Consider the following 17,966-nt stretch of genomic DNA (forward strand, 5'->3'; position numbering starts at 1 on the left):
CCGTCACGAAATGCTGAGTGCCGCGGCAACCAGATGCCAGAGTCGTTCGGCGGCCAGATCGGGATCGGCACGCGGTGTGGCCCGGAGCTGTTGGGCGATGCTGTGCCGCAGTCCGCCGATGACGAACGCGCCGGCGCTGTCCGCGTCGATGTCGTCGGGCAAGTCACCGTCGTGCTGCCCGCGGCGGATGTTGTCGGCGGCGGCCTCGCTCATCGTCTGCAGGTGGACCGCTTCGAGTTCGGCGAGTTCGGGGTCCATCGTCGCGCGGCCGAGCAGGATCGGCGCCAGCTCATCGTCGAAGTGGTAGAGGACGAAACGGCGGGTGCGCTCGCGTTCTCGGACTCCCCAGTCGGCGTCGACGGGTAGGTGCACGTCGGCGATGGCATGGCGCAGCCCGTGATAGAAGTCGTCGTAAACCGCTGCGAGAAGCCCACTTTTGGAACCGAAGTGGTGATAGAGGGCGCCGGTGCTGAGCTGCGCCCGGCGCGTCAGTGCGCTCAGTTCGAGCACCCCGTTACCGCGCACCAGTTCGTCGCGCGCGGCGGTCAGAAGTTGTTGACGTCCGATCGGGGCACGTGCCATAGTCCAAAACATAACAGAACTCGGTTATGTTTCGGCGGGAGTGGAGCAATGAGCACTGAAGTGTCATCTCTGGCGGACTTGAGCGGCGACCTGGCCGGCACCTATCGCCGAACCGAGAGCAGCGGTGCAACCGTCGACCCCGCGATCGTCGATGCCGACCTCGCCACGATCGCGCGCGACGGCTACGTGATCCTGCCCGATCTGCTCAGTGCGACCCAGCTGGACGAGATTCGCGCGGCCGTGACGCCGATGCTGGATCGACACGGCCGCAACGGTTTTGAGGGACGGTCGACGCAGCGCATCTACAGCGTGCTCAACAAGACCGCGGCGTGCGACGTCATCGCCGACCACCCGCGCGTGCTGGCACTGCTGGACCGGATGTTCCTGCCGAACTATCTGCTGTCGATGCTCCAGGTGATCAACATCCTGCCGGGGGAGCAGGCGCAGATGCTGCACACCGACGACGGCTTCTACCCGCTGCCGCGGCCTCGCGCCGCGCTGGGCGCGGCGACCATCTGGGCCATCGACGATTTCACCGCCGACAACGGCGCCACCGACGTGGTGCCCGGCAGCCAGCTCTGGGGTGACCGGCTGCCCGGCGACGACGTCGAGCGCAAGCCCGTCGTGATGAGCGCCGGGTCGTGCGTGTTCTTCCCCGGGACGCTGTGGCACGGCGGCGGCGCCAACCGCACCGACCGTCCGCGACTGGCCGTCACCGCCCAATACTGCGAGCCGTGGCTGCGGCCGCAGGAGGCCTTCACGCTGTCGATGACTCGCGACACCGTCCGCCGGGTGTCAGAAGACATTCGCCGCATGCTCGGCTACAGCATCCACCCGCCGTTCATCGGTCAGGTCGAAGGCATGCACCCGAAGCGGCTGCTGGAGATCGCCGGCGATCAGGCCGGCTAATCGTCGACGATCAGGCGGATCAGTACGGCACGTCGGTGGCGCCGGCGGATGTGTCCTTCTCGTCGTGATTGGACTCGTGGAACCCGAAGTCGTATGGGTTCGGACCTTGCTGCGGCAGGTCGAATTCGTCGCCGCCGTAGGGCACATCGGGATCCGGATCGGCGCCGGCCATCGGGGCAAGACTGATCGCCCCGCCGATTGCGGCAGCGGCAATCCACGTTCCTACGAGCGCATTTTTCAATCGCATGACGCCTCCTGAGGGCTTTCCCGTAACCGGGTAGTTGCCCACAAATGTTAATGGCGGCACGACTGCGCTGACGTCGAATGCAATGAATTGACGGATTCGGGAATTCCAGGTCAGGCGAGAATTTCAATTTCGTCGCCGAGCCGGTATCCCGGCGTCAACGACAATGAATCACCACTCCAGAACGACCCGGGATCGAAATAGTTCTCCCGTTTCTCGGTGACCAGCAGTCCCATTTCCTCGTAGGTGATGGCCACTGTCTCGGCGCAATACGCGGTCTCGAGCCCGGCTGCCCGCCGGCGGTTCTTCTCCTTCTCAGCGGATTCGCGAACCTTACGATGTACCAACGGAATTCCGCGTGTGTAGTCGCTGATCACCGGCGCCCGCCCGCGGAACCACCGACCCGTCAACCGGGCGGTGGTGGGAAACGCGGTGCCGTCCATGCGGGCCACCACTTTCAGGGCCAGGTCCTCCTGCTCGCGGGTGGCATACGGCGTGAGCTGGCGCAGCCAGCACCGCTGTCCGTACACGTACACCCACCGCTCGACGGCGGCGCGCAGATCGTTGAGTTGCACACCGCGGTGATGACTGCCGCTCCACAGGCATTCGAGTTTGTCGCCGAGTTCGGCGTGCCAGATCAGCGGCGGCAGGTCGTCGATGGCGACCGTCATGCCGACGTGGTTCACGGGGGCGTTGGTGAGCGTCTGAATGGCGCGGTCGGGCTTGGAAGCCCCACGGAACAACCAGATGTCGCCCGTCCGGGTCTCGGCCAGCGCCCGCTCCACTGTCACCGCGTTTCCAGTCATCTGGGCAGCTTAGACATTCCCCGGCGCTTCGCTCGGCCATAATCACTGCATGCGTGGCGTGTGGAAGTGGGTTGGCCTGGCCGGTGTCGCGGGCGTGGTCGCCGGTGGCGTGTTGGTCGCGCGCGATCAGCGCAAGCGCGAGTCATATACGGCCGATGATATTCGCGCCCGGCTGCATCAGCGGCTGGCCGAATCCGGTGGGAGCCAGCCCACGGCATAGAGCCGGTGGTCCCCGGCGAAGCCCTTCAGCTCCGCCACCCGGCCGCCGTCGAAGGTGATGTCCGCGCAGGAAGCCGAGGCGGACAAGGCATCTCGCACGGCCTTGCTCACGAGCACCTCGCCGCCGTCGGCCTGACTCGCCACCCGCGCGGCCATGGCGACGTTGCGGCCGAACAGATCGTCGCCCCGGCGCACCGACTTGCCGGTGTGAATCCCGATCCGGACCCGGACGCCACCCGGCGCCTTCGCCAATTGCTGCTGCATGTCGATGCTGCAGCGCACGGCCTGCTCAGGCTCGGCGAAGGCGATCATGAATCCGTCGCCCTGACTCTTCACGACCAGCCCCGACTGCTTCTTGACGCACCGGCCGACCAACTTGTCGTGATGGTCGATCAGCCGCACCCAGGCCCGGTCACCCATGCGCTCGTTGAGGGCCGTCGATCCTTCGATGTCCGAGAACATGATCGCGACGCGGCCGGTCGGTGCCAACTTGGCCAGGTCCGGCCGCTCCACCTCGGCCCAGCCGGCGAGTTCCTCGATCGATGACCACATCGCGCCGCCGAAGCCCTCTTTGTTGATGAGGTTGGCGGTCTGCCACATCGTCTTGACCGCGGCGCGGCCGCCGGCCAGCAGCAGATTGGTGCGGGGTTCGGACGGGGCGCGCAGCTCCTCGATCTCCTGCCGCGCGGCCCGCAGCCGGGCGCGCGTCACCCGCAGCACGATGGTCTCGACGACGACCACCACGGCGAGCACACAGATGGCGATCAGCGAGATCGTCGATACCGTCACCGCTCAAGTATCGAGGCGACGAGCCCCGATCGGGTCATTGACGGACGAACTGCACCACCGCGTCGGTGAACGCGTCGTTGTCGTCGCCGGCCGCCGTGTGTCCGGCATCGGACAGCTCGACGAACTGCGCGCCCGGGACCTTCTGCAGGAAGTCGTGCACGCCTTCGGTGCTGACCACGTCGGAGAGCTTGCCGCGGATCAGCAGGATCGGGATCTCGAGGTTGATCGCCGCGTGCTCGAGCATCTCGGCGCGCTCGAACGGGTCGTCGCCGGGCGCGGTGAGGAAGGCCGGGTCCCAGTGCCAGAACCACTTGCCGTCGCGCAGCCGCAGGTTCTTCTTGAGGCCTTCGACGCTGCGCGGCCGGGTGCGGTGCGGCAGGTACGCCGCGACGGCGTCGGCGGACTCTTCGAGCGAGGCGAAGCCGTCGATGCCGCTGAACATGAAGTCCCGGATGCGGGCGCTGCCGCTCTTCTCGAATCGCGGCACGACGTCGACCAGGACCAGTTTGGTGACCAGTTCGGGTCCGGCTTCATGCGCGACCGGCAGGCTGGTCAGGCCGCCCATGCTGGCGCCGATCAGCGCCACCGGCCGGCCGATCTGATAGATCACCTGAAGGGTGTCGCCGGTCAGCGTCTCGAGTGAGTAGTTCGCGGTGGGGGAGCGGTCGCTGTCGCCGTGCCCACGGCTGTCCAGCGCGATGACGTGGAAGCCGGCGTTCGCGAGAATCTGGCCGGTGTTCTTCCAGGAGTGCCGGTTCTGCCCGCCACCGTGCAACATCAGGATGGTGGGCTTGTCCGCGGCGGCATCCGCGTCGCGGTTCCACTCGTCGGCCACGAGGGTCAGCTCGTCGACACCGCGGAATCGCACCGATTGTGGATCGCTGCCGCCATCGGCCGGGGAAGTGCGTTCGTCGGTGCTCACTGGGAATCCTCTCGTCACTTCTCCTGCACGTTACCGAGCTGTGCTAACTGAACCGAACGGGACCCTCGTCACCCCACGGTCTCTAGACTCGGCCCAGGTGTCGCCGCCCGGCCGGGCGCGCGGCGAGAGGAAGGCATATGGCTGACGAGCACGGGCGGCACAGGAATCCCGACGAGGTGGACGACGACGACACGAGCGCCCCGGACGAGACCCCGGATGCCGACGACGACGCACCGGCCATCTCCGACGAGGAAGCCCTCGCCTTCCTGAAACCGACTGCACCCCAACGGGATAAACGGGTGATCGCGGCACTGGTCGTGGGAGTGCTGGTGGTCGGCGCGCTGGGTGCGCTGGTGGCCTGGCTCGGTCAGAGTGAGCTGCAGTTGCGTCGCGACGACGCCCTGCACGAGATGTACCTGACGGCCGGGAAGCAGGTCGCGGTCAATCTCGCGACCATCGACTACCGCCACGTCGACGACGACATCAAACGCGCGTTGGACACCTCGACCGGCGCCTACTACGACGACTTCAAACAGCGCTCTACGGCCGTTGTGGACTCGGTGAAACAGCAGCAGTCGGCGTCGGTCGGCACCGTCACCGAGGCCGGCGTGGAGTCGGCGAACGACACCGGCGGCGTGGTCCTGGTCGCGGTGAAGGTGCACACCGAGGTCGGCAACGGGCCGCCGCAACGCGACCGCTACTGGCGCGTGCGGCTGACGATGCAGAAGGTGGGCGACAGCGCCAAGGTGTCGAAGGTGGAGCCGATCCAATGAGCAAGCACGGGATGGCTGAACCTGACGAGCCGGCCGAGGCAGAGGCTGAGCTCGAGTCGACGGAGCCGGAACAGCATGCGGCCGAGGCGGTCGAGGCCGAGCCGGCGGCACCCAAAGGTGCTGTGCCGCAGTCGAACCCGGGAATCGTGTGGGCGCGCGTGACGGCGTATCGGATCCTGCCGGTGCTCGCGCTCGTGCTCGCGGTTGCCGCGGGCGGGCTGTGGTACCTGACGTCGCGGCACGGCAATGAGGCCGACCAGGCCGCCGTGATCAAGGTGGCCAGAGATGGCACCGTCGCCCTGCTGTCGTATGAGCCGGACACGGTCCGTCAACAACTGACCGACGCGCGCAAGCTGCTCACCACACCGTTCCTCGATGAGTACACGACGCTGACCAAGTCGGTGATCCCCGGCGCCGAGCAGCGGCACATCTCGGCGGCGACGTCGGTGCCGGCCGCGGCCGCGGTGTCGGTCGAGGAAAACCACGCCGTGGTGCTGGTGTTCGTCAACCAGATCGTCCGGGTCGGTGACCAGCTGCCGACCAGCACCCCGACCAGCGCGCGGGTGACCCTGGAACGACTGGGGGGCCAGTGGCTGATCGCCAAGTTCGAACCGGTGTGACCATCGCGATTTGTGCACGATTTTCCGCGGTCGGCGCGGATTTTCGTGCACAAATCCCGGGGCGGTGGACGTGAACCGGATGGCGGCCGCCGACGCCCAGAGTTTCTGGATGTCGGCGAAAATCCCCAACGACATGTTTCTGGTGTGCGGGTTCGACGGTGTGCCCGCCGACCTGGACGCCGCGCTGGCGGCGGTACGCCACAACGTGTCCGCGTGCCCAGAGTTGTTGGTACGCATCGACGATTCGCATTCCTGGCGCTATCCGTCGTGGGTGCGGTCCGATGCCCCGCAGATCGTCGTCCACGAACCCGGCGAAACCACCTGGTCCGGGTGCCTGGACGCCATATGCGCCCTGGCCGCGAGCGACCAGCTCGACGCGACCGTGCAGGCGTGGCGACTGCATGTCTTCGTCGGCGTCACCGGCATACCGGAGACCGCTCAGGACAAGGGGCCGGGCACCGTCGTCGTCGTGCAGATGTCGCACGCCCTCGCCGACGGGCGGCGCGCGACGGCACTCATGGGGCGAATCTTCGGCCGGGACCAGCCGGTGCCTGCGGTGGTCGAGTCGCGGTTGGGGACGTGGGCGCTGCCGTACCTGGCGTGGCGGGCCAGCGCCGCACACCGGCAACTCGTGCGGGAGACGGAGTCGGGTGCCGTTGCCGCACCGGCCGATTCGTGGCCAGTGCAGCCGACCAACAACGCGCCGGCGGGCCCCGACACATTGCGGACGGTGGTACGTCACCGTACGCATCTGCCCGGGCCGACGGTGACGGTCGGCGTGCTGGCGGCCATCTCGGAGGCGCTGGCGGCCGAGCTGGGCGGTGTCACCGCGCTCGGGGCCGAGGTGCCCATGGCCAAGACCGGCACCCGCCGGGCCTACAACCACTACGGCAACGTCGGCGTGGCATTGCACCCGGAATTGCCCTTTCACGAGCGGGCGGCCCGGATCGAGACGGAACTCGCCACGCGGCGGCAGCGGTTCGAGCATCCCGCGGCCGCGGCGAGCGACGCCGCTACCGCGGCGGTTCCGGCACGGCTGCTGCGTTGGGGCACTGAGCAATTCGACCCGCACGCGCGGTCGACGACGGTCACCGGCAACACCGTGGTGTCGAGCGTCAACCGCGGCCCGGCCGATCTGACGTTCGGCGGGTGCCCGGTGGTGTTGACCACGGCGTGTCCGGCGCTGTCGCCGATGATGGGGCTGACACACGGCGTGCACGGCATCGGGGACACCGTCACGATCAGCGTGCATGCGTCCCCGTCGGCCTTACCGGATGTCGAATCGTATGTGGAACGGTTGTCTGCGGTTCTGGACTCCGGGGGCTAAATTCATCGCGTGACTGCTTACGCGTTCTCGATCCTGCTCCTTCGGGTGGTGCTCGGTCTGACCATGGCTGCGCACGGGTACAACAAGTTCTTCGGCGGCGGCCGGATTCCGGGTACCGCCGCCTGGTTCGACAGCATCGGCATGAAGCCGGGCATGCTGCACGCCCGTCTGGCTGCCGGCACCGAAATCCTTGCGGGCCTGGGTCTGGCGGTCGGTTTCCTGACGCCGATTCCGGCCGCGGGGTTCGTGGCCCTGATGGTGGTGGCCGCGTGGACCGTGCATCGCGAAAACGGTTTCTTCATCGTGAAATCCGGCTGGGAGTACAACCTGGTGCTGGGTGTCGCGGCCGTGGCGATCGCGGGCATCGGCGCGGGCCGTTACAGCCTGGACTGCCTGCTCTTCCACAACAGCGGCTTCTACCACCTGCTGCACGGCTGGTGCGGGTTGCTGATCGCCGTCGGGCTCGGCCTCGCCGGTGGCATCGGGCAGCTGCTGATCTTCTTCCGGCCGCCCGCCAAGGTCTGAGCACCTGCCGTTGGCCCGGTGTCCAGGGCGCCGGTTTCTCGAACGTCTGCGCCCGGGCCACAGAAGCAACTGTGGGGATCTGATTCCGTCAGACTAGAACACGTTCTAGTCTGACGGGTATGGGCTTTCTCACGCAGGACACTCCTGTCATCGACTTCGAGGAGTGGAACAAGGGCACCCGCGCGCAGAAGATCGTCCCCATGGCCCGGCACTGGGCCGAGACGGGCTTCGGCACTCCGGTGGCACTGCACCTGTTCTACGTCGTCAAGATCTGCCTGTACATCCTGGCCGGCTGGCTGATCGCGTTGTCCACCAAGGGGATCGACGGATTCACGAACGTCGCGGCGTGGTGGACCGAGCCGATCGTCTTCGAGAAGGTCGTGCTGTACACAATGCTGTTCGAGGTCATCGGCCTCGGCTGCGGGTTCGGCCCGCTGAACAACCGCTTCTTCCCGCCGATGGGCTCGATTCTGTACTGGCTGCGGCCGAAGACCATTCGTCTGCCACCGTGGCCCGGCCGCATCCCGCTGACCAAGGGCGACGCGCGCGGACCGGTCGATGTGCTGCTCTACGCCGCGCTGCTGGTCCTGCTCGTCGTCGCGCTGTGCGCCGACGGCACCGGCCCCGTCCTGCCCGGCGCGCACGTCGGCGTGCTCCCGATGTGGCACATCTGGGCCATCCTCGGGGTACTGGCGCTGGCGGGCCTACGCGACAAGGTGATCTTCCTGGCCGCCCGCGGCGAGGTGTACGGCTCGTTCACCGTCGCCTTCCTGTTCGCCGGCTACGGTGTCGACCTGATCATCGCCGCCAAGCTCGTGTGCATGGTGATCTGGCTGGGCGCCGCGACGTCGAAACTCAACCACCACTTCCCGTTCGTTATCTCCACGATGATGAGCAACAACCCGGTCCTCCGGCCGAAGTTCATCAAGCGCGCGTTCTTCGAACACTTCCCGGACGACCTGCGCCCCGGTCGCCCGTCGCGCTTCATGGCGCACTTCAGCACCCTCATCGAAGGTGCGGTGCCGCTGGTGCTGTTCTTCAGTGGCGGTGGCTGGCCGACGTACATCGCCGCCTTCGTGATGCTGTGCTTCCACTTCGGCATCCTGTCGGCGATCCCGATGGGTGTGCCGCTGGAGTGGAACGTCTTCATGATGTTCTGCGTCGTCACGCTGTTCGTCGGGCACGCCGACATCGGCCTCACGGACCTGACGTCGCCGTGGCCGCTCGTGCTGTTCGCGGTCGTCGCGGGCACCGTGGTCGTCGGAAACCTGTTCCCGCGCAAGGTGTCTTTCCTGCCGGGCATGCGGTACTACGCCGGCAACTGGGACACGTCGCTGTGGTGCATCAAGCCGTCGGCTTCGGAGAAGATCGAGAAGAACATCGTCGCGATCGCCAGCATGCCCGCGACCCAGATGGAGCGGTATTACGGCAGTCCGGAGAACGCGCAGATGTACCTGTACATGGGCTATGCGTTCCGCGCCTTCAACACGCACGGCCGCGCGCTGTTCACGCTCGCGCACCGCGCGATGGCCGGGCTGAACGAGGCCGACTACACCCTGACCGACGGCGAGCGGATCGTCTCGACCGCCATCGGCTGGAACTTCGGCGACGGCCACATGTCCAATGAACAGCTCGTCGCGGCGCTGCAGGAGCGCTGCCATTTCGAGCCCGGTGAGGTGCGGATCGTCATGCTCGACGCACAGCCCATCCACCGGCAGACGCAGCAGTACCGCTTGGTCGACGCCGCCACCGGCGAGTTCGAGCGCGGCTACGTGAAGGTCAAGGACATGGTCACGCGGCAGCCCTGGGCCGACGACGTGCCGGTGTACGGCGTCACTAACGCATGACGTCGCGGACCTTGACGTCCTCCATGCCCGCGAACAGCAGGCTGTTGGCGACGTCGAGATGCTTGCGCCAATGCGCTTCGGCGGCCGCGGCATTGCCGGAGCGCATGAGCGTCATCAGCCGGCGGTAGGACTTCATCAAGATGTCGTAGTCCGCCTTGGACATAGGGCGGTTCTCACGCATCGCGAAGGCGATGTGGCGAACGGTGATCTCGTGCAGCATGCCGGTGATGATGGACAGCGTCGCGTTGCCGGACAGCTCGACCATGCGCCGGTGGAAATCGCCGGTGGTTTCGGCCATGCGGCCCGTCTCGTATCCGGACGGGACGTACTCGGCCAGCATGGTGTCGAGTTCGTCGAACGCCGCGGTGTTGCCCTGCTCGGTCAGCAGCCGTACGACGGTGGGTTCGATCCCGGAGCGTGCGGTGGTCACGTCGGAGATCGTCGCGCCGGACAGCTCCAGCAGCAGGCCCGCCGGGCGCGCGACGATCTCGGGTCCGGGCACGCGGACTCGGGCGCCGGTGCGCGACCCGCGTCGGACCTCCACGAGGCGCTCGGATTCCAGGACGCGAACGGCCTCGCGCAGGGTCGGGCGGCTGACTCCGAAGTGGGCCATCAGCTCGGCCTCGTTGGGCAGGAAGTCGCCTTCCTTGAGCTGGCCGTCGACGACCATGCGGCGCAAGGTGCCGGCCACCAGTTCCGCCGTTTTGGGGGAGCGGATCGGGCCGCTGGCCGAGGATGGCACAGTACGTGGGTCGATCATCGGCGACAACGGCGGAGTCTGCGCCATCTGGGCCCTCCTTGAACCGATTGTCTTGGCCTCGTGTTAGGCAACTCAGTAAACCATGTGAGACGGCGTGAGCCGTGCATTCCCGGCAATGGCGCTTGCCTACCAACTAGTAGGTTGACCTAGTAAACCTTCTGTTCTATGTTCGCAGATATGGGCGCCTTTACAGGTGTCAATACCGAGTCGATATTCAACGTTGAAGGAGAAGTCCGTGGCTGAAGCAGTCATCGTCGAAGCGGTCCGCTCGCCCATCGGGAAGCGCAACGGCGCCCTGTCGGGCGTGCATCCGGCCGAGCTCTCGGCTCAGGTGCTGAACGGTCTGGTGCAGCGCGCGGGTGTTGACCCGGCGCTCGTCGACGACGTCATCTGGGGCTGCGTCATGCAGGCCGGCGAGCAGGCACTCGACATCGCCCGCACCGCGGTGCTCACCGCCGGCTGGCCCGAGACCGTGCCCGGTGTCACCGTCGACCGCCAGTGCGGCTCCAGTCAGCAGTCGGTGCACTTCGCTGCCGCCAGTGTGGTCGCCGGCCACTACGACGTCGTCGTCGCCGGTGGTGTCGAATCGATGTCGCGCACCCCGATGGGCTCGTCGCTCGCCAACGGTGGGCACCCGTACCCGGAGGCGTTCCGCGCCCGTTACGACCAGACCCCGAACCAGGGCACCGGCGCCGAGATGATGGCCGAGAAGTGGGGCCTGTCCCGCACCCAGCTCGACGAGTTCTCGCTGCGGTCGCACGAAAAGGCCGCTGCCGCACAGGATGCCGGCGCCTTCAAAGACCAGATCGTGGGTATCAAGGACCAGGACGGCAATGTCGTGACCGAAGACGGCGGCATCCGCCGCGGCGGTACCGTCGAGTCCATGGCCGCCATCAAGCCGGCCTTCAAGGAAGACGGCGTCATTCACGCCGGCAACTCCTCGCAGATCTCCGACGGCGCGGCCGCGCTGCTGATCATGTCCGCCGAGAAGGCAAAAGAGTTGGGCCTCAAGCCTCTTGCTCGCCTGCACACCGGCGTCCTGGCCGGCGCCGACCCGGTGATGATGCTGAGCGCCCCGATCCCCGCCACGCAGAAGGCGCTGGCCAAGTCCGGTCTGAGCGTCGGCGACATCGGCGTGTTCGAGGTCAACGAGGCCTTCGCGCCGGTTCCGATGGCCTGGCTCAAGGACATCGGCGCCGACGAGAACCGCCTGAACCCGAACGGCGGCGCCATCGCCCTGGGCCACCCGCTCGGCGGTTCCGGTGCCCGCATCATGACCACCCTGCTGTACCACATGCGGGACAACGGAATTCAGTACGGCTTCCAGACCATGTGTGAGGGCGGCGGCCAGGCCAACGCGACCATCCTGGAGCTCCTGTGACCTCGGTGTCCGCCGAACCCGGCGCCCTCTCTGAACGCCGCGGCAACGTCCTGCTGATCACGATCAACCGGCCCGACGCCCGCAACGCCGTGAACCAGGCCGTCAGCATCGGTGTCGGTGACGCACTGCAGGCCGCGCAGGACGACCCCGAGATCCGGGCCGTCGTGATCACCGGCTCCGGCGACAAATCGTTCTGTGCCGGTGCGGATCTCAAGGCGATCTCGCGCGGCGAGAACCTCTTCCACCCGGACCACACGGACTGGGGCTTCGCCGGCTACGTCAGCCATTTCATCGACAAGCCCACCATCGCGGCCGTCAACGGCACGGCCCTGGGCGGTGGCTCGGAACTCGCGCTGGCCAGCGACCTGGTGGTCGCTGAGGAGAGCGCGAAATTCGGTCTGCCGGAAGTGAAACGGGGCCTGATCGCGGGCGCCGGTGGTGTGTTCCGGATCGTCGAGCAGTTGCCGCGCAAGGTGGCACTGGAACTGCTGTTCACCGGTGAGCCGATCACGTCGGCCGACGCGCTGCGCTGGGGCCTGATCAACCAGGTGGTCCCGGACGGCACCGTCGTCGACGCGGCTCTGGCGCTGGCGGAACGGATCACGTCCAATGCGCCGTTGGCCGTGCAGGCCAGCAAGCGGGTGGCGTACGGCGCCGACGACGGCGTGGTGACCGGTGAGAAGGACGGCTGGCGGCGCACCAACCGGGAGTTCGTGACCCTGTTGCAGTCCGAGGACGCGAAGGAAGGCCCGCTGGCGTTCGCGCAGAAACGTCAGCCTGTATGGAAATCCAAGTGACGGAGAAGAAATCGTGAAGCGGACAGTTTTCGAAGCGGAGCACGAGGCGCTCCGCGAATCCACCAGGCAGTACATCGAGCGTGAGCTCGTCCCCAATGCCGAGAAGTGGGAAGAGCAGCGCATGGTCGACCGGTCGGCGTTCGTCGCCGCCGGCAAGTACGGCCTCATCGGGTTCAACATGCCCGAGGAGTTCGGCGGCGGTGGGTCCGACGACTTCCGGTTCAACGCCGTCATCGACGAGGAACTCGCCCGCTACGGCGGCCCGGCGCCGTCCCTGAGTCTCCAGAACGACGTCGTCGCACCGTATTTCAAGCACCTCGCGAACGACGAGCAGAAGGCGCGGTGGATGCCGGGCATCGCCAGCGGTGAGCTGATCCTCGCCGTCGCGATGACCGAGCCCGGCGCGGGCAGCGACCTGGCCGGTATCCGGACCTCCGCCGTGCGTGACGGCGACGACTGGATCATCAACGGCTCCAAGACGTTCATCTCGTCGGGCATCAACTGCGACCTCGTCGTGGTGGTGTGTCGCACGAATCCCGAAGCCGGACACAAGGGCTTCACGCTGCTGGTCGTCGAGCGCGGCATGGAAGGCTTCGAGCGCGGCCGCAAGCTCGACAAGATGGGTCTGCACGCGCAGGACACCTCAGAACTGCACTTCGAGAATGTCCGCGTGCCGCAGGCGAACCTGCTCGGCCAGGAAGGCCGCGGCTTCTACCACCTGATGCAGAATCTGCCGTCCGAGCGGCTCGGCATCGCGATCTCCGCGATCGCCGGTGCGCGCGAATCCTGGCGCCAGACACTGCAATACGCCAAGGACCGCAAGGCGTTCGGCCAGCCGATCGGCAGCTTCCAGCACAACCGATTCCTGCTGGCCGAGATGGACACCGAACTCGACGTGTGCGAGCGCTACATCGATCGGTGCCTCGAGGGTGTGCTCGACGGCGACCTGTCGGCGGTCGAGGCGGCGAAGGCCAAGTGGTTCTGCACCGAGACCGCCAAGAAGGTCATCGACGGCTGCGTGCAGCTGCACGGCGGCTACGGCTACATGATGGAGTACCGCGTCGCCCGCGACTACTGCGATGCCCGCATCCAGACCATCTTCGGTGGCACCACCGAGATCATGAAGGACATCATCGGCCGCGACCTGGGGCTGTAACGGCAGCCCGCAAAAGCCAATCGGCGCCCCTGCACAACGTGGTGCAGGGGCGCCGATTTCGTTTGTCTGGCTAGCGCGCAGCCGTCGTGGTGGCCGGAGCCGACGAGGTCGACGCCGGGGCCGACTCGGTGGTGCTCGGCGCCGCCGAGGTCGACGTGGCCGTCGTGGCCGAGGTCGAGGTGGAGGTCTCGCTACCCGCGGCGGTGACCGGGGCCGGGGCCTCCGCCAGGTCCAGCACGGTGTCGATCACGTAGATGCGGGCGTTGCTCGCCTCGATCGCGCCGCACACCAGCTTGGCGGTGTCGTTGACCTTGATGTCGCCGCCGTCGCCGGTCACCTTGATCTGGGTGCCCTGCTGCGTCGGACGCTGGCCCTTGACGGTGTCATTGCCCAGCACGCCCAGGAACACGTGGTAGTAGTCCAGGCTCGTAAGCGCGGCCGGGTCGGCCTTCAGGGCCTCCAGCTTGGCCGGGTCCAGTGCCGCGAAGGCTTCGTTGGTCGGCGCGAACACGACGTACGGGCCGTTGTCCAGCACGCTGGTGATGTTCACGGCGGGGTTCAGGCCACCGGAGACCGCCGAGTTGAAGGTGCTGATCGCCGGAATGGCGGCCAGCGCCTGGCTCACCGGCTTGTTGACCAACGTCTTGAGGTCGGGCATGCCCGCCTTGACCTTGTCGCAGCCGGGGCCCTGGGGGTCCACCGTCTTGTTGGTCGGCGGCGGCAGCGGCGGCGGGTCCGCGTAGGCGGACACTGCCAGCGGCAGCGATGCGGTCAGGGCGGCGACGGCCGCGGTTACGCCCAGAAATCTGCTGGTGCGAGTCTTCATGGTTCGGCTCCTCAGCTGTTCATGACGCGCACCCCGCCCGACCGGGGAGACCCCATCCGGGGCGTGGCGCCCGTCGAATGGTAATGGCTGGCGCTGGGAAACAGCAAAATCAGCTACCGGCGGTCCGTTTTGCTCAGGCGGTTCTGACCTGCACTTTTCGTACGCTGAAACACAGCAGCGCCGCGACGGCGCACAAGCCTGCGGCCAGTTGAAAGGCCAGGTCATAGTTACCTTGTAGGTCGCGAAGCCAGCCTGCCGCGGCCGCCGCGATCGCGGCGCCGACCTGATGCGCGGCAAACACCCAGCCGAACACCACAGGGGACCGATCACCGAAGTAGTCGCGGCACAGCGCGATCGTCGGGGGCACCGTGGCAACCCAGTCCAGCCCGTAGAAGACGATGAACACCCAGGTGCCCGGGTCGGCGTGCGGAGAAAGCAGCGAAGGCAGCAGCATCAGCGAAATCCCGCGTCCGACGTAATACACAGTGAGCAGGAGCCGCGGATCGACCCGATCGGTGAGCCAGCCCGAACAGACCGTGCCGGCCACGTCGAGGACGCCGATTGTGGCGAGCAGCCCGGCGGCGACGGTCGTCGGCATGCCGTGGTCGCCCGCGGCAGGGATGAAGTGGGTGCCGATCAGTCCGTTGGTGGTCATGCCGCAGATCGCGAAGCTGCCTGCGAGGAGCCAGAACACCGGTACCCGCGCACCGATGACGAGTCCGTCGAATGCGGACCGGAAGCCGTTCGCAGGTGCCGAGGTGGGCGCGGGCGGGTGGTGGCGCATGACGGTGAGGACGGGCGCGATGACCGCGAACGCGGCCGCGGCGACGATGAGGCAGGCCCAGCGCCAGCCGTGGCGGGTCGCGACCTCGGCGACCAGGGGCAGGAAGATCAGTTGCCCCGTCGCGCTGGCGGCTGTCAGCACGCCGGTCACCAGCCCGCGGCGTTCGTCGAACCAGCGGGTGGCGACGGTCGCCACGAAGCCCATCGAGATGCAGCCGGTACCGATACCGACCAGCACGCCCCAGCACGCCACCAACTGCCAACCGGTTGTCATCCGGACCGACAGCGCCGAACCGGCCGTGATCAGTCCCAGCGCCACCGTCAGCACCGGCCGGACCCCGAATCGGTCCATCAGTGCTGCCGCGAACGGAGCGGTGACCCCGAAGAGTGTCATGTTGACCGACATCGCGAGGCCCACCGTCGCGTGCGACCAGCCGAACTCGTGGTGCAGCGGCGTCATCAGCACGCCGGGCACGGCCCGGAAACCCGCGGCGGCCAGGATCGCCAGGAAACTGACGGCGGCCACCGTCCATGCGGCACGCGTCGGCGCTGTCGTCGAAGTGAGCGTCACCGCACCACTCTGGCCGGTGCGTCAGGACGGGGCCAGTGGCAGAACCGACACGAACCGCACAGATTGCGCCACGGTCCCGGCCGCAGCGGCACGCGACCTAAACTCTGCCGCATGTCAGGACCGTTGATTCTTCCCATCCAGGGCCACGCGCCGCAGCTGCACGACGAATCGTGGGTCGCGCCGACCGCATCGGTGCTCGGCCAGGTGACGCTCGCCGCGCGCGCCAGCATCTGGTACGGCACCACGTTGCGTGCCGAGTTCGAGCCCATCGAGATCGGTGAGGGCTCCAACATCCAGGATGGCTGCACGGTGCACGTCGACCCGGGCTTCCCGGTGAAGGTGGGCGCAGGCGTCAGCGTCGGGCACAACGCGGTCCTGCACGGCTGCACCGTCGAGGACGGCGCCCTGGTGGGCATGGGAGCCATCGTCCTCAATGGCGCGACGATCGGCGCCGGGTCGCTGGTCGCGGCCGGAACCGTTGTGCCACAGGGTTTCGTGGTGCCGCCGGGCACCATGATCGCCGGTGTGCCGGGCAAGATCCGCCGCGAGCTGACCGAAGACGAGATCAACCACAACCGCATCAACGGCCAGGTGTACGAGCACCTGCTGACGCTGCACCGCGGCTAGTTCGACCAGGGATTTGTGCACGATTTTCCGCGCCGGGCGCGGAAAATCGTGCACAAATCACAAGGGGTGGGCCAGCTCGTCGGCGCGCATCCTGGCCACGACCCACGCGATGGCCGTCAGGATGGCCGGCAGGATGCCGGACACCGCGAAAATCCATTGCATGGGAACAATTTTCGACAGCGGACCGACGATCGCGTAGGACACCGGCAGGAACACCAGCGACACGAAGAAGTCGAGGCTCGACACCCGGCCCAGCATCTCGGTCGGTACCCGCATCTGCAGCAGCGTTCCCCAGATCACCATGCTGGCGCCCTCACCGATGCCGACGAGGAACGTCGCGGCGAACATGACCGGGAACGACCACGTGCTGCCGACCACGACCAAAGGCAACGCGCCCAGGCCCCAGATCGCCATCATCGCGGTCAGGTAGTGCCGTGGCATGCGCGCGTAGGAAACCGCCAGCGCGCCAACGGCACTGCCGATGCCGAATCCGGCCATGATGAACCCGTACGCGCGCGGGCCGTCTTCGAAGCGTCGTTCGGCGATGAAGGGCACCAGCACCTCGATGGGCCCCAGCACCACCAGTACGTACACGCTGGCGACCAGCAGGGTCCACAGCAGCCACGGGGTGCGGGTCATGAACCGGAAACCGTCACGCAGATCGTGCAGTACGTGCTTGTGCTCGACCTGTTCCTCGACGGTCTGGACGGTGCTCGGCCGGGTGGCCACCAACAGGACCAGGCCCACGCCGAACAACACCGCGACGGTGGTCGCGCCGACACTCGGGAACGTCAGCCCGACCAGGACGCCGGCCGCGGCCGGGCCGATCGCCTGCTGCAGCACCGGGCGCACCACGCCCTCAATACCGTTGGCCGCCAACAATTGTTCGGCAGGCAGGATGCGGGGGAGGAGTGCGCTGTACGCCGGGAAGAAGAAGGCCGCGGCGATGCCGAGGCAGGTCGCCGCCACCGCCATGTGCCAAACGCGCAGCGCCCCAGTCGAACTGAGGACAGCGACGGCCGTCACCGCGGCGAGGTTGACGATCTCGACGGTGATGATGATGTTGCGTCGGTTCAGCCGGTCGGCCGCGATGCCACCGACCAGCACGAAGCACACCAGGCCGGTACCCAGGCAGGTCGCCACCAGAGACAGCGCGGCCGGATCGTTGTCCAGCGCGATGACCTGCAGCGCGGCCACGACCGTCCACATGCCCTCGGCGAAGATGGACAACGAGACGGCCGCGATGAGCAGGCGGTACTCGCGGAAACGTAAGGGCGCGAACACCCGCCAGCGGTCAGTGGTCCGCGGTTCTGGCGTTTCGACGTCGAACTGGGAACTCACCAGTCCATCGTCCCGCGCCCGTCAAGCGATTTAGGCCGTACGTCGGTATGAGCCATTGCCGCGAATGTGCAACCAGATCACCGGATCCGCGAAATCGACGCCCTGGTTGCGCACTCGCGAACCCGCCGAAACGCATGACTCCGCGACTGTGCAACCAGAGC

The 17,966-nt window shown here is 67.2% G+C and carries 20 protein-coding genes; 11 read left to right on the top strand and 9 right to left on the bottom strand.

What is annotated here, in order from left to right:
- Nucleotides 1–3: 3 nt before the first annotated feature.
- Nucleotides 4–594 carry a TetR/AcrR family transcriptional regulator gene (locus H289_RS0102865; protein ID WP_502685692.1) on the bottom strand — a complete coding sequence of 197 codons (591 nt, stop codon included), beginning with the start codon at nt 592–594 and terminating at the stop codon, nt 4–6.
- A gap of 36 nt (nt 595–630) precedes the next feature.
- Here H289_RS0102865 and H289_RS0102870 point away from each other — a divergent pair, with 36 nt between their 5' ends.
- On the top strand, nt 631–1,491 hold the full coding sequence (locus H289_RS0102870) for a phytanoyl-CoA dioxygenase family protein (protein WP_020099251.1): 861 nt from the start codon (nt 631–633) through the stop codon (nt 1,489–1,491).
- Nucleotides 1,492–1,510: 19 nt separating this feature from the next.
- On the opposite strand, the gene H289_RS32195 is transcribed toward H289_RS0102870, so the two are convergent.
- Both H289_RS32195 and H289_RS0102880 read right to left on the bottom strand, forming a co-directional pair.
- Nucleotides 1,511–1,738, bottom strand: a complete 228-nt coding sequence (locus H289_RS32195) for a hypothetical protein (protein ID WP_029104726.1) — start codon at nt 1,736–1,738, stop codon at nt 1,511–1,513.
- Nucleotides 1,739–1,848: 110 nt separating this feature from the next.
- Nucleotides 1,849–2,541, bottom strand: a complete 693-nt coding sequence (locus H289_RS0102880) for a guanylate cyclase (protein WP_029104727.1) — start codon at nt 2,539–2,541, stop codon at nt 1,849–1,851.
- Nucleotides 2,542–2,590: 49 nt separating this feature from the next.
- Between H289_RS0102880 and H289_RS32770 the strand changes: the two genes are divergently transcribed.
- A complete protein-coding gene (locus H289_RS32770) occupies nt 2,591–2,761 on the top strand; it encodes a hypothetical protein (RefSeq protein ID WP_090562611.1) in 171 nt (56 codons plus the stop codon).
- Here H289_RS32770 and H289_RS0102885 read toward each other — a convergent pair.
- Nucleotides 2,719–3,549: an adenylate/guanylate cyclase domain-containing protein gene (locus H289_RS0102885; protein ID WP_020099254.1), complete on the bottom strand. Its 831-nt coding sequence runs from the start codon at nt 3,547–3,549 to the stop codon at nt 2,719–2,721. The two genes, H289_RS32770 and H289_RS0102885, sit on opposite strands and share 43 nt — an antisense overlap.
- A gap of 34 nt (nt 3,550–3,583) precedes the next feature.
- A complete protein-coding gene (locus H289_RS0102890) occupies nt 3,584–4,471 on the bottom strand; it encodes an alpha/beta fold hydrolase (protein ID WP_020099255.1) in 888 nt (295 codons plus the stop codon).
- Between the two features lie 137 nt (nt 4,472–4,608).
- Between H289_RS0102890 and H289_RS29560 the strand changes: the two genes are divergently transcribed.
- The 5 genes from H289_RS29560 to H289_RS0102915 all read left to right on the top strand — a co-directional run bounded on the left by H289_RS29560 (nt 4,609) and on the right by H289_RS0102915 (nt 9,563).
- Nucleotides 4,609–5,244, top strand: coding sequence for an Rv1363c family protein (locus tag H289_RS29560; RefSeq protein WP_020099256.1), 636 nt, complete (start codon nt 4,609–4,611; stop codon nt 5,242–5,244).
- Nucleotides 5,241–5,864, top strand: coding sequence for an Rv1363c family protein (locus H289_RS0102900; protein ID WP_020099257.1), 624 nt, complete (start codon nt 5,241–5,243; stop codon nt 5,862–5,864). The genes H289_RS29560 and H289_RS0102900 overlap by 4 nt, the downstream gene beginning before the upstream one ends.
- 79 nt (nt 5,865–5,943) lie before the next feature.
- Nucleotides 5,944–7,191: a WS/DGAT domain-containing protein gene (locus tag H289_RS0102905; RefSeq protein WP_036420048.1), complete on the top strand. Its 1,248-nt coding sequence runs from the start codon at nt 5,944–5,946 to the stop codon at nt 7,189–7,191.
- Between the two features lie 9 nt (nt 7,192–7,200).
- Complete coding sequence (locus H289_RS0102910) at nt 7,201–7,716, top strand: DoxX family protein (RefSeq protein ID WP_020099259.1); 516 nt, start codon at nt 7,201–7,203, stop codon at nt 7,714–7,716.
- A gap of 119 nt (nt 7,717–7,835) precedes the next feature.
- Nucleotides 7,836–9,563, top strand: a complete 1,728-nt coding sequence (locus tag H289_RS0102915) for a DUF3556 domain-containing protein (protein WP_020099260.1) — start codon at nt 7,836–7,838, stop codon at nt 9,561–9,563.
- Here the strand turns inward: H289_RS0102915 and H289_RS0102920 are convergent.
- Nucleotides 9,553–10,350 (bottom strand): FadR/GntR family transcriptional regulator, encoded by a 798-nt coding sequence (locus tag H289_RS0102920; RefSeq protein ID WP_020099261.1) that lies wholly within the window; start codon nt 10,348–10,350, stop codon nt 9,553–9,555. The two genes, H289_RS0102915 and H289_RS0102920, sit on opposite strands and share 11 nt — an antisense overlap.
- A 208-nt stretch (nt 10,351–10,558) precedes the next feature.
- Between H289_RS0102920 and H289_RS0102925 the strand changes: the two genes are divergently transcribed.
- From H289_RS0102925 to H289_RS0102935, 3 genes are read left to right on the top strand one after another with little or no spacing between them, the layout of a single operon-like run.
- Nucleotides 10,559–11,704 (top strand): thiolase family protein, encoded by a 1,146-nt coding sequence (locus tag H289_RS0102925; RefSeq protein WP_020099262.1) that lies wholly within the window; start codon nt 10,559–10,561, stop codon nt 11,702–11,704.
- Nucleotides 11,701–12,501, top strand: a complete 801-nt coding sequence (locus H289_RS0102930; protein ID WP_020099263.1) for a crotonase/enoyl-CoA hydratase family protein — start codon at nt 11,701–11,703, stop codon at nt 12,499–12,501. The genes H289_RS0102925 and H289_RS0102930 overlap by 4 nt, the downstream gene beginning before the upstream one ends.
- 13 nt (nt 12,502–12,514) lie before the next feature.
- Entirely contained in the window at nt 12,515–13,657 is a 1,143-nt protein-coding gene (locus tag H289_RS0102935; RefSeq protein WP_020099264.1) for an acyl-CoA dehydrogenase family protein, read from the top strand.
- A gap of 70 nt (nt 13,658–13,727) precedes the next feature.
- On the opposite strand, the gene H289_RS0102940 is transcribed toward H289_RS0102935, so the two are convergent.
- Nucleotides 13,728–14,483 carry a fasciclin domain-containing protein gene (locus H289_RS0102940; RefSeq protein ID WP_020099265.1) on the bottom strand — a complete coding sequence of 252 codons (756 nt, stop codon included), beginning with the start codon at nt 14,481–14,483 and terminating at the stop codon, nt 13,728–13,730.
- A 133-nt stretch (nt 14,484–14,616) separates the two neighbouring features.
- Nucleotides 14,617–15,837: an MFS transporter gene (locus tag H289_RS29565; protein ID WP_036419954.1), complete on the bottom strand. Its 1,221-nt coding sequence runs from the start codon at nt 15,835–15,837 to the stop codon at nt 14,617–14,619.
- Between the two features lie 111 nt (nt 15,838–15,948).
- On the opposite strand from H289_RS29565, the gene H289_RS0102950 reads away from it, so the two are divergent.
- Nucleotides 15,949–16,464 carry a gamma carbonic anhydrase family protein gene (locus tag H289_RS0102950; RefSeq protein ID WP_020099267.1) on the top strand — a complete coding sequence of 172 codons (516 nt, stop codon included), beginning with the start codon at nt 15,949–15,951 and terminating at the stop codon, nt 16,462–16,464.
- Between the two features lie 57 nt (nt 16,465–16,521).
- On the opposite strand, the gene tet(V) is transcribed toward H289_RS0102950, so the two are convergent.
- Complete coding sequence (gene tet(V), locus H289_RS0102955) at nt 16,522–17,805, bottom strand: tetracycline efflux MFS transporter Tet(V) (protein ID WP_020099268.1); 1,284 nt, start codon at nt 17,803–17,805, stop codon at nt 16,522–16,524.
- Nucleotides 17,806–17,966 lie beyond the last annotated feature (161 nt).

Source organism: Mycobacterium sp. 360MFTsu5.1 (assembly GCF_000383495.1).
In the GTDB taxonomy this organism is placed as follows: Bacteria; Actinomycetota; Actinomycetes; order Mycobacteriales; family Mycobacteriaceae; genus Mycobacterium; species Mycobacterium mucogenicum_B.